Below are 10879 nucleotides of genomic sequence, written 5' to 3'. Positions count from 1 at the left end.
GGATCAAACTCTCCAACAAAAACCTGTTGAACAGCAATCCCGACAACAAACAAATGTTGCCAAAGGAATCCCCACCAAACAAACCCGAAAGCCTGTCCAGTGCGGGGTATAAAACAATTGGCACTGGCTTTACAAGCACCCTGTTGAGTTCTCAAAGAACAACCACACACCAACCAGACAACCGCATCAGCAGCCACCCGACCGGGGCATTTCGCTCACTGCGCCTCGCGCTTTCGCGCTGGGCACTTTTACTACGTTACCTCACCGTCTTCCCCGTGTCAACCGGTGTGTCCCGGTGTGTCACGCTTCGTACGGCCTTGCTCCGCTGAGCGCACGCAGCGGCCAGCGCTACGATTGATCATCGGATTTGGCAGAACCGGCCGCTGCGGTCTCCCGCATGCTCGCCCGGTGCTCTGCCGGTCGACAACCTTACCCGGTCGGTTCCGCCCGGCCAAATCCGCCCTGCGGCGTTCGGCGAGCCCCACCCGGACCGCGTCGTCCCGGAGACAGTGCCCCCGGCGACCCGGTGCCACACATCGAATCTGGCCCCGGGGCTTTCACCCCGTTTGCCCGTTCCGCGCTGGCAGAGAGAAAGTTACGCGGCCTCGGGTTTGATCGTCAAATCCGCTGGTCATCGGCTTCCGCGCCGCCCGCCTGACGCTTGCGGGACAGGCGGGGTGCCGCCCGCCACCCCCGGACGCCCAGCACACCGGCCGTGGAGCCGATGGCCAACGAGGCGGCGATGAGTACCGCGTGGATCCAGAGGAATCCGGTCGGAGCACCCACGCCGACCGCGTCCCCCGTCCAGGCCCGTGTGTCGTTCCAGATGGCGAGCCCGAACCTCGGCCAGATCACCCAGGTCCACACCCCGACGCCGACCAGGAACAACGACCAACCTCGCGACAACACCATGGTCGACGAGTATCCCAGCGCCCCACCGCCTCACCCCACTCCCGTCCCCGACGCACACTCCCCGCCACCGAACCGCGTTGATCAAGAGGTTTGCGTCATCCTCGGGAACATCCGTGACGCAAACCTCTTGATCAACGCGGCCAAACAACGGCGGGCGGCGGGCGGACGGCGGCCAAACAGCGGCGGGCGGGCGATGGGCTGCCGGCGGGCGGGCGATGGGCTGCCGGATCTGGCGGGCGGGGTTTCCGCTGGTGGGGGTCGGGGCACCTGGCAGGGGTCGACGACGAGGTGGAGGTGACCCGGATGCAGCCGTTCAACCCGTGGGCATGGCGTGACCCGGCGGCGCTGGCCGGCGGATACGACCACACCGAGCCGGGTGAGCGGCCCGACCGGGAATCGCACGACGGGCCGGACGCGCCCGGCCCGGGAACACCGCTCGACCTGACCGGCTACCGGGTGGAGGCGACCGACGGGCGGATCGGCGCGATCGACGAGGCGAGCGAGGAGGCGGGCGCCCGCTGGCTGGTGGTGGACACCGGACCGTGGATCTTCGGGCGGAAGGTCCTGCTGCCGGTCGGCACGGTCGCCCGGGTGGACCACGGGGACCGGGTGGTGCACGTCGACCGGAGCCGGGAGCAGGTCAAGGACTCACCGGCCTTCGATCCCGAGGACGGTGCCCGGCCGGACTACCGCGACCAGGTCGGTGACTACTACGCGCAGAGCTACCGCCGGGGCTGACCGCCGGGGAGCCCGGTCCGCCCGGCGGGCACTCGCGGCGGACCGACCAGGCCGCGACCGGACGCGCCCAGCAGGGCCGACCGGGCCGGGGCGGGAGGTGTCGGCAGGGCGACCGACCAGGTCGCGAAACCAGACACGGCCAGCAGAGCCGACCAGGCCCGCAGGGCGGACCAGCCACGCCGGGGACCGGACCCGGCCGGCAGGGCGGATCGGCCACACGGCCGGTCCGGTAGGCTGCCGGCATGACCAGCGCGACCGCTCAGCACACCCGGACGTCGTACGACGTCGTGGTCGGTGCGGAGCGACGCCGGCGATCCGTCGCCCGCCCGCGCTGACCCATTCCCTGCGACCGGCGGATCGAGCCGCCGGTCCTTTCCGCTGTCCTCGGTCCGTCCGCAGGCTCCCCCGTCCGGGGATCCGCCTGGCTGACGGATCCGAGCAGATCGGCGTACCAATGGATCTTGAAAGGTTGCTCACCGACCGGCTGACGCCCGCGTTCGCCGCCGTGGCCGGCGAACCGGTCGCGCCCACCGTGCGGCGCTCGCCGCGGGCGGACTTCCAGTCCGACGCGGCGCTGGCGCTGGCCCGGCGGCTCGGCCGGCCCCCGCGCGAGATCGCACAGGCGGTGCTGGACCGCGCGGACCTCGACGACGTCTGCGCGGTGGCGGAGGTCTCCGGCCCCGGCTTCGTCAACCTGACCCTCGCCGACGGGGCGCTGGCCGGGATGGTCGCCGCGCTCGCCGGCGACGAACGGCTCGGGGTGCCGGTGACCGGCGACCCGGAGACCGTGGTGGTCGACTACTCGGGGCCGAACGTGGCGAAGGAGATGCACGTCGGACACCTGCGCTCGACGGTCATCGGCGACGCGGCCGTCCGGGTGCTGGACTGGCTCGGGCACCGGGTCGTCCGGGTCAACCACCTGGGCGACTGGGGCACCCCGTTCGGGATGCTGATCGCACACCTTGCGGACCTGGGTGAGGCGGAGGCGGCGCAGGAGCTGTCCATCGGCGACCTGGACGGGTTCTACCGGGCGGCCCGGTCGAAGTTCGACGCCGACCCGGCGTTTCGGGAACGCGCCCGGCAACGGGTGGTCGCGTTGCAGGCCGGCGACCCGGAGACCCGCCGGCTGTGGCGGTTGCTGGTCGGGCAGTCCCAGCGGTACTTCCTGACCGTGTACGAGCTGCTCGACGTCACCCTGACCGGGGCGGACTTCCGGGGCGAGAGCGCGTACAACGACCGGCTCGGCGCGGTGGTGACCGACCTCGACCGGCTCGGGTTGCTGACCGACAGCGCCGGCGCCGCCTGCGTCTTCCCGCCCGGATTCGTCGGACGCGACGGCGTCGGGCTGCCGTTGATCGTGCGGAAGGGCGACGGTGGGTACGGGTATCCGGCGACGGACCTGGCGGCGCTGCGGTCGCGCGTCGACGAGCTGGGCGCGACCCGGCTGCTCTACGTGGTGGGCCTGCCGCAGCGGCAGCACTTCGCGATGGTGTTCGCGGTGGCCGGACAGGCGGGTTGGCTGCGTCCACCGGTCCGGGCCGAGCACCTGGGCTTCGGCTCCGTCCTCGGCCCGGACGGGCGGATGCTGCGCAGCCGGGCCGGCGGCTCGGTGAAGCTGGTCGACCTGCTGACGGAGGCGGTCACCCGGGCCACCGCGCTGGCCCGGACCCGCAACCCGGACCTGGACGAGGCGGCGGCGGCCGAGATCGGCCGGGCCGTCGGCATCGGCGCGGTCAAGTACGCCGACCTGGCCACCGACCGGACCCGTGATTACGTGCTCGACTGGGAGCGGATGCTCGCCCTGGACGGCAACACCGCCCCCTACCTCCAGTACGCGTACACCCGGACCCGGTCGGTGCTGCGGCGGGCGGGCGCGGCGTCCGGGGTGGCGTCGGGGCCGGCGGCCGGGGTGGTGCTCGGTACCCCGGTCGAGCGGGCGTTGGCGTTCGAGCTGCTCGGGTTCGCCGGCGTCGTGCACGAGGTGGCCCGGACGGCGCAGTTCCACCACCTCGCCGGCTACCTGCACCGGCTGGCCACCCGGTTCAGCACGTTCTACGAGCGGTGTCCGGTGCTGCGGGCGGACGGCGAGCTGCGGGCGAGCCGGCTGCTGCTGACCGACCTGACGGGACGGACCCTGCGACAGGGACTGGACCTGCTCGGCATCCGCACGCTCGACCGGATGTGAGCACGTCGGGGCCGCGCCGGGGCGACCGGACGCGGCCCCGACGGGCTCAGCCGACCGGACCGCGCAGCCCCTCGTAGTACGGCTTCATCGCCGGGTAGTAGTCGTCGAACCCGGCCTTCGGGGCGTCCGTTTCGGCGGCCACCAGCAGGTCGAGGTAGTACTCCCAGCCGGGGCCGATCTCGCCGACGTGCTCCTCGCTGTCGAGGTGGTGGGTGAAAACCAACTCGGTGCGGCCGGCCACCTCGGTGAGCAGCAGCTCGATCCGCCAGCCGCCCGACCCGTCGGCCGCCGACACGGCCAGGTGCCGGGGCGGGTCGCAGGTGTCGATCCGCAGTTCGGTCCAGGGGGTGTCGTCCTCGAACACCATCTGCAACCGGATCGTCCGGCCGGGGCCGGCGTCGCCCTCCCAGGGGCCGAACCAGCGGGCGGTGCGGTCGGGTTCGGTGACGCTGGCCCAGACGTCCTCGACGGGGGCGCGGAAGGTGCGTACCAGCACCAGGTCGGTGCCGTTGGCGGTACGCGCCAGCCGGCCGGTGGGGGTACCGGTCACGCGGTTTCTCCTCTGGCTCGGTCCGCCGTGTCGCGCGTGCGACGCTCCCGGCGGGTGCGGTGGACCTCCGTTTCGAGCGCGTCGAGGTGCTGGGCCCAGCCGCGTGGGCGGCGGAACCGGGCGAGCCACTCGGCGAGCTCGGTGAACCGGTCGGCGTCGAGCCGGTAGCGCCGTTGCCGGCCGACCAGCTCGCTGCGGACCAGGCCGCTCTCCCGTAGCACCCGCAGGTGGCGGCTGACCGCCGGCCTGCTGATCGGGAACCGGTCGGCGATCTCCCCGGCGGGGAGGTCGCCGTCGCGCAGCAGCTCGAGGATGTGCCGACGGACCGGATCGGATATCGCCGCCGCCACCTCGTCCACCGGGGAAGCGTAACCTATGGGTTACGCTTTCACCCGGGCGGCCCCCTTCAGCGCAGCGGGGTGGGGGTCAGGCGCACCCCGGTGATCTCTTCGGAGCGGGCCCACAGGTCGGCGGCGAGCCGCCGGTCGGTGGCGACGCCGCGCAACGGCGCGAAGGTGGGCTCGGCGCGGCGGAAGCGCCGGCCGGGACCGATGTGCCGGCCGGTGGGCGCGCTCGGGTCGGTGGCGGCGAAGAGCATGGGCGCGGCGGCCTCGTCGAGAGGACGGCGCAGCGGGCGCGCGAGCACGGTCTCGATCCGGCGGGCGAGTGGCGGCAGGTCCCGGGAGAGGTCGGTCCTGGTCATCCCGGGGTGGGTGAGCAGGCTGCGCACCGGGGAGCCGGCGGCCCGCAGCCGGCGGTCGAGTTCCAGCCCGAACAGCACGTTGGCCAGCTTCGAGGTGGCGTAGGCGCCGGCGGCGGAGTAGCGGCGTTCGGCGGCCAGGTCGCTCAGGTCGAGCCGGCCGAGCCGGTAGAGGCCGGAGGAGACGGTGACCACGACCGGCTGCCGACCGGCGGTCAGCGTGGGCAACAGCCGGACGGTGAGGGCGAAGTGCCCGAGGTGGTTGGTGGCGAACTGGCTCTCCACCCCCTGCGGGCTCAACCGCCGGGGGACGGTGCCGATGCCGGCGTTGTTGACCAGGGCGTCCACCGTGTCGACGTCGCGGTCGAGACCGTCGACGAAGGCATGGACGGAATCGAGGTCGAGCAGGTCCAGGCGGCGGACGACGAGATCGGCCCGGGGGTGGGCGTCGAGGAGTTCGGCCCGGACCCGGGCGCCCTTGACGGTGTCCCGGACGGCCATCACCACCCGACCGCCCCGGGCGGCAAGGTGGCGGGTGATCGCCGTGCCGAGGCCGCTGCTGGCGCCGGTGACCACGAAGGTCCGGCCGGACTGGTCGGTGAGATCGGCGGCGGTCCAACCGGGTGCGCGGTCCATGGCATGCCTTCCGACGGAGAAGTGGATTACCCATCCGATTCAAGCCGGGATTAAACGGATTGTCAATCCGATCGGATGGGTGATCCGCTGCGTTAGGCTGGTGTGGTGACCACGACCCTGCGCGCGGACGCCGCGCGCAACCGCGACCGGGTGCTGGCCACCGCCCGTGCGCTGGTGACGGAGGGCGACCTGTCGTTGCAGCTCAACGACATCGCCCGGCGGGCCGGCGTCGGGGTCGGCACCGTCTACCGGCACTTCCCGACCCGGCGCGCCCTGCTGGAGGCGCTCGCCGCCGACGCCTTCGCCACCCTGCTCGACCAGGCCCGGACGGCGAGCCGCGAGGACGACCCGTGGGCGGGACTGCGACGACTCACCCGCAGCCTCCTAGTCGGCCAGCTCACCGAGCCGACCCTCGCCGAGGTGCTCTCGACCAGCCCGGACGAGGACGCCACCGCGCCGACCACGACCCGCCGGGCGGAGTTGGCCGCGCTGGCCGCGACCGTGCGGGAGCGGGCGGTCCGGGCCGGTGAGCTACGCCCCGACCTGACCCTGGACGACCTGCAACACCTGGTCTGCGGCACCGCGTTCGCCGCCCGGATCGCCGACGCGCCGGCGGACCGGGTCGAGCTGTACCTGGCCGTGCTGCTCGCCGGCGTCCGCGTACCCGACCAGGGGTGACCCCGCCCGCCTAGCCCGGCCGCACGCACGGGTCGGCCACCGTGGACGACGGGCTCTGCGCGGTCCGGCCATCGACGGCGGTCACCCGTACCGTCCAGGTCACGGCGGACGCCCGGAGCTGACCCACGGTCACCCGGGCGGACGATCCGTCCACCGTCATCGCCCGGCTCGTCGGGACGCCCCCGGCAGGGGTGTACCGCACCTGCGCGCCGACCAGCGCACCGCTGCCGGTGGCCCGGACGACCAGGGTGTAGGTGTCCGGGCCGCAGCGGACGTGCGCGTTCGCCGACACCGTGAAGGGCGCGACGAGCTGCGCACCCGTCGTCGGGCGGGGCGCGGCCGGCGACCGGGAGGGCGCCGGCGTCGGGCCCGGGACGGCACCCGTCGCAGCGTCGGTAGGTGCACCGCCGGGCGCGGACGGGCCACCGGCACCGCTCGCGCCGGGCCCCGGGGTCGTCCGGGCCGACGGAGCCGCGGTGGCGACGCCGGACGCCGTGACCGCCGCCGCACCGGAAGGGACGCCTGACGTCACCGACACCTGCTCGGCGTCCGGCCGGGCCGCCGACACCGCCCAGGTGCCGGCCACCACCAGGAGCAGCAACAGCCCGGCGGTCACGGCCACCCGCCGACGCCGCCGCCGGTCGCGGTCCCGGGTCGCGGTGGGGGTCGTCGCCGCGCCGGCCGGAGCCACCGCGACGCGGGCCGGGACCGGCCCACCCCGCCCGCCGGCAGCCGACCGACCCGCGACGCCGTCGGACCCGTCCGTCACCGTCACACCAGCCGGTGTCATCGGACCAGTCGGCGACGCCTGGTCAGCCGGTGCAGCTGGATCGACTGTCGACGTCGGGCCGGTGCTGCCGGGACCGGCCGGCGACGTCGACCCGGCGGGGCCGTCGACGGTGGACCCGGGCGGGTCGGCGGCGGCCGGACCGGTGCCGGCCGGCAGCTCGGCGGTGGCCTGCACGGCGGTGGGACCCGCCTCGGCCAGGCGCGACCACACCGTCTCGGCCACCACCAGGAACCCCGGCGCGGTGTACGCGGTCAGCAGCGCCGCCGGATTGCACTGTTCACGCCGGAGGAGCCCGCACCGTGCGCAGTCGTCGATGTGCCGGGCGAGCCGCTTGCGTAGGACCGGGGTGAGCCGGCCCTGCCAGTCGCCGAGCAGCTCGGCCAGGACCGGGCAGTCCCGCGCCCCACTGCGGGCGACGAGCAACGTGCCGAGCGCCCGTTCGAGCTGTGAGCGGGCCCGGGACAGCCGGGCGTGCGCGTGGTTCGCGGGCACCCCCAGCGCCGTACCGATGTCGGCCGAGGAAAGGTCGTGGCGGATCGCCAGGTGCACCACCTCGCGGTCGCCGGGGTTGAGCGCGTCGACCGCCAGGTGCACCAGGGCGCGTACCTGGTCGGCGTTGACGGCGGCGGCCGGGTCACCGGTGTCGGCCGCCGGCTCGGCCGCCTCGGAAAGCGGCGCGGACCGGGACCGTTCCCGCAACTGCCGCAGGCATTCGCTGCGCACGATCGCGTACAGCCAGGAACGCAGCCGGTCCGGGTCACGCAGCTGGTCGATGCGCTGGCCGGCGGTGAGGAACGCGTCGTGCACGGCGTCCGCGGCGGCCTCCGGCTCGTGCAGCATCGTCCGGGCGTAGGTGTAGAGCCGGTCGGCGTAGCGCCGGTAGATGCCCTCCAGGCCGATCCGGTCACCGCGCCGGAGCGCTTCGACGAGCGCCCGGTCGTCCTGCGCCATCACGTTCATCAGTGCTCCCACCGCTCGTCGACCGGTCCAGTACAGCGAAGAAAAAATTCCCCGGGAACTTTCTGTTGGCATGCCGACCCCGGCGCGCTCCTACCGGTGTCATCGCAGCGCCGACACCGGGAGACACCCATGACAACGACACGCTCCACAACCCACCGGACCCACGTCCGCCGGTACCTGACCACCGTAGTGGTGGCGGCGCTCGCCGCCGGGTTCGTCGCCACCACCGACGCCGACGCCGCCCCCACACCGGACGGTCCGGCCGGGCGGTCCGCCGCCGACGCCGGGCCACTGGCCTTCCGGGTCGACCCGGGCCTGACCCCGCCCCGGGTGCAGCTCGACCCGGTCGGTCGGACCGGCACCGACCGGGCGGTCGGCGTGGTGGCCGGACCGGACGGCTCGCCCGCCGGCCTGGTCCTCGACGAGGTGATGGTGCGGACCGCCGACCAGGCCGAACTGGACGCCTTCCTGGCCCGCTGGGGTGGCGAGGTGCTCGACTCGTTCGCCCCCGACGAGCAGGGGCAGGACCACCTGGTCCGGGTGGACGTCGACAAGGCCGACCCGGCCGGGCTGGTCACCGACCTGCTCGCCGCCGAGCCGCGTCAGGCCGGCGGCTACCGGGTCGGCGACGAGCGGGCGCTGCGGCTGCTCGCGCTGGCCGCCGCCGAGTGGCGTACGGGCACCGAGCTGGTCCTCGACTGGCTGGTGGAGCCGTCAGGCATCGCCGACGGGCAGGTCTTCGAGGCGCCGGACATCGGCAAGAACGTCTTCGACTGGTCGTTCATGCGGGCCGGTGGCGCGCTGGACGTCGGTGTCGCGCCGGCCTGGCAGCTGCTGGACAGCAAGGGCCGGCTGACCAAGCAGGTGAAGTACCTGGTGCAGGACGGCGGGTTCCAGTTCAACTCCGATTTCCCGAGCAAGGTGTCTCTCCACAAGGCGGAGTGGGGCGAGACCAACACCAACGACTGCACCGGCGGAACGCCCTGCCCGTGGCACGCCACCAGCGTGGTGCTCGCCGGGATGGGCCGGGTCGACAACGACTACGGCACCGCCGGTCCGGCCGGGCCGGTGGTGCAGGAGCTGGTCGCCGTCCGCAACGGCATCGACTACTGGACGGTCCTGCGGCGGCTGGAGAAGGCCGCCGAGTCGACCCACCCGGACGTGGTCAACCTCAGCTTCACCCGGGACGTCGACCTCGGTGTCAGCCACGCCCGCACCTGGACCGACAGGCGGATGAAGCACGTCCGGGACACCGGGGCGCTGATCGTCGCCGCCGCCGGCAACAACGGCACCAACGTCGACGGCGACACCCTCTGGGTGCCCTGCGAGAGCACCCACGTGATGTGCGTGGGTGGAATGAACCAGGACGCGACCGTGGCCGGCGGGTCGAACTGGGGCACCAAGGACCTCACCACGTCGGTGGAGATCTACGGTCCGATGTGTGTGCCGGGCCTGACCGACCCGGGCACGCCGGCCGTCAACACCACGAAGACCACCTGCGGCACCAGTTTCGCCTCACCGTTCGTGGGCGGGGTGGCCGCCCTGGTGATGGCCGCCGACCCGACGCTCACCTCCGAGCAGGTCCGGCAGATCCTCAACGACACCGCGCACGTCGGTGGGCTGGGTGCCAAGGTGACAGGCAGCCAGCGCCGGGTCGACGCGCTGTCCGCCGTCGCCGAGGCGTTGGGCGTGACGGTCGGCAAGCCGGCGGTGAGCATCAGCACTCCGAAGACCAAGCAGAAGTTCGCGGTGGGCCAGTCGGTCGACCTGTGGGGCACCGCGACCGACTTCCTGGGCAAGGAGATCCCGCTCAGCTGGACCAGCAGCATCGACGGTGAGCTGGCGACCGGGTCGCAGACGTTCGTGCCGTCGCTGTCCGCCGGCACCCACGTGGTCACCGCCAGCGCCACCGACAGTCTGGGGCGTACGGGTTCGGCATCGGTGACCGTCACGGTGGTGGACAGCCCGACGAAGGTGGCCATCATCTCGCCGCCGGCGGGGCTGACCCTCGTCGCGGGGCAGTCGGTCGGGCTGCTCGGCACCTCGAACGACCCTGACGAGTTCGGGCCGGTCCCCGACGCCCAGGTGACCTGGACGGTGCGACGGGGCGACACGGTCGTGCTGGAGAAGACCGGTCACCAGGCGGTGCTGCCGGCGAACGCGGTCACGCCGGGGGCGTACACGGTGACGTTCGCGACGGCCGGGTCCAGCGTGCAGCGCGCCTTCTCGGTCACCTCGGCCCCGGCCGGGCAGTCCCGGCCGACGGCCACGATCACCAAGCCGGCCACCGCGCTGGACCTGACCACGGTCGAGGCCGGGCCGAAGTCCGTCGCGTTCGCCGGGACCGGCACCGACGCCGAGGACGGCACGGTCGCGGGGACCCGCTTCCGGTGGACCGCGTACGGCGACGGCGGCGTCAAGCAGGTGCTGTGCCAGGGCGGCGGGGTGCCCACCGGCGAGCCGGTCGACGACAAGGGCTCGCCGAAGGACTGTGCCTCGTTCACCGGGGCGCTGGCCCAGCTGACCAGCGGGACCGACACCACCACCTGGTCGGTGTGGCTGGAGGTGTTCGACGCGACGGGACTGGTCGGCACGGATTCCGTGCCGGTCCGCATCCGGCACCTCGTCGGCTGACCGACCCGTACCGGCGGGGGCCGGGCACCACCCGGCTCCCGCCCCCGATCCGACCCTGACCGGGGACCTGCCGGTTCCCGGACCGTACGCACTCAA

Annotated in this window: 9 protein-coding genes and 1 rRNA gene (1 of these 10 running past the window's edge); 4 read left to right on the top strand and 6 right to left on the bottom strand. The window is 73.4% G+C overall.

What is annotated here, in order from left to right:
* Window positions 1–19 (bottom strand): 16S ribosomal RNA (locus ACWCHM_RS30550) (it extends 1496 nt beyond the left edge of the window).
* Between the two features lie 599 nt (window positions 20–618).
* Window positions 619–912, bottom strand: a complete 294-nt coding sequence (locus tag ACWCHM_RS30545; RefSeq protein WP_454220873.1) for an SCO4848 family membrane protein — start codon at window positions 910–912, stop codon at window positions 619–621.
* A gap of 303 nt (window positions 913–1215) precedes the next feature.
* Between ACWCHM_RS30545 and ACWCHM_RS30540 the strand changes: the two genes are divergently transcribed.
* Both ACWCHM_RS30540 and argS read left to right on the top strand, forming a co-directional pair.
* Window positions 1216–1650 carry a PRC-barrel domain-containing protein gene (locus ACWCHM_RS30540; RefSeq protein ID WP_281902148.1) on the top strand — a complete coding sequence of 145 codons (435 nt, stop codon included), beginning with the start codon at window positions 1216–1218 and terminating at the stop codon, window positions 1648–1650.
* Between the two features lie 454 nt (window positions 1651–2104).
* Window positions 2105–3835, top strand: a complete 1731-nt coding sequence (gene argS, locus ACWCHM_RS30535) for an arginine--tRNA ligase (protein ID WP_454220871.1) — start codon at window positions 2105–2107, stop codon at window positions 3833–3835.
* Between the two features lie 46 nt (window positions 3836–3881).
* On the opposite strand, the gene ACWCHM_RS30530 is transcribed toward argS, so the two are convergent.
* Genes ACWCHM_RS30530 through ACWCHM_RS30520 form a run of 3 tightly spaced genes read right to left on the bottom strand, consistent with a single transcriptional unit; the run spans window position 3882 to window position 5721 of the window.
* Window positions 3882–4385, bottom strand: a complete 504-nt coding sequence (locus ACWCHM_RS30530; protein WP_454220870.1) for an SRPBCC family protein — start codon at window positions 4383–4385, stop codon at window positions 3882–3884.
* A complete protein-coding gene (locus ACWCHM_RS30525) occupies window positions 4382–4744 on the bottom strand; it encodes a metalloregulator ArsR/SmtB family transcription factor (protein WP_204961796.1) in 363 nt (120 codons plus the stop codon). Before ACWCHM_RS30525 ends, ACWCHM_RS30530 begins: the two co-directional genes overlap by 4 nt.
* Window positions 4745–4791: 47 nt before the next feature.
* The gene (locus ACWCHM_RS30520) at window positions 4792–5721 is read right to left on the bottom strand and encodes an oxidoreductase (RefSeq protein ID WP_454220869.1); all 930 of its coding nucleotides are present in this window, start codon (window positions 5719–5721) and stop codon (window positions 4792–4794) included.
* 105 nt (window positions 5722–5826) lie between these two features.
* Here ACWCHM_RS30520 and ACWCHM_RS30515 point away from each other — a divergent pair, with 105 nt between their 5' ends.
* Entirely contained in the window at window positions 5827–6399 is a 573-nt protein-coding gene (locus ACWCHM_RS30515; RefSeq protein ID WP_454220868.1) for a TetR/AcrR family transcriptional regulator, read from the top strand.
* A gap of 10 nt (window positions 6400–6409) precedes the next feature.
* On the opposite strand, the gene ACWCHM_RS30510 is transcribed toward ACWCHM_RS30515, so the two are convergent.
* Window positions 6410–8149: a sigma-70 family RNA polymerase sigma factor gene (locus ACWCHM_RS30510; protein ID WP_454220866.1), complete on the bottom strand. Its 1740-nt coding sequence runs from the start codon at window positions 8147–8149 to the stop codon at window positions 6410–6412.
* Between the two features lie 129 nt (window positions 8150–8278).
* Here ACWCHM_RS30510 and ACWCHM_RS30505 point away from each other — a divergent pair, with 129 nt between their 5' ends.
* Window positions 8279–10783, top strand: a complete 2505-nt coding sequence (locus ACWCHM_RS30505; protein WP_454220865.1) for a S8 family serine peptidase — start codon at window positions 8279–8281, stop codon at window positions 10781–10783.
* Window positions 10784–10879 lie beyond the last annotated feature (96 nt).

The organism is Micromonospora sp. SCSIO 07396 (genome assembly GCF_053667945.1).
This window is presented reverse-complemented; position numbering and strand designations above follow the sequence as displayed.

Bases quoted from the DNA above. Each gene is read 5' to 3' on its own strand.
- ACWCHM_RS30545 (WP_454220873.1), bottom strand. From the start codon at position 912: ATGGTGTTGTCGCGAGGTTGGTCGTTGTTCCTGGTCGGCGTCGGGGTG.
- ACWCHM_RS30540 (WP_281902148.1), top strand. From the start codon at position 1,216: ATGCAGCCGTTCAACCCGTGGGCATGGCGTGACCCGGCGGCGCTGGCC.
- argS (WP_454220871.1), top strand. From the start codon at position 2,105: ATGGATCTTGAAAGGTTGCTCACCGACCGGCTGACGCCCGCGTTCGCC.
- ACWCHM_RS30520 (WP_454220869.1), bottom strand. From the start codon at position 5,721: ATGGACCGCGCACCCGGTTGGACCGCCGCCGATCTCACCGACCAGTCC.
- ACWCHM_RS30510 (WP_454220866.1), bottom strand. From the start codon at position 8,149: ATGAACGTGATGGCGCAGGACGACCGGGCGCTCGTCGAAGCGCTCCGG.
- ACWCHM_RS30505 (WP_454220865.1), top strand. From the start codon at position 8,279: ATGACAACGACACGCTCCACAACCCACCGGACCCACGTCCGCCGGTAC.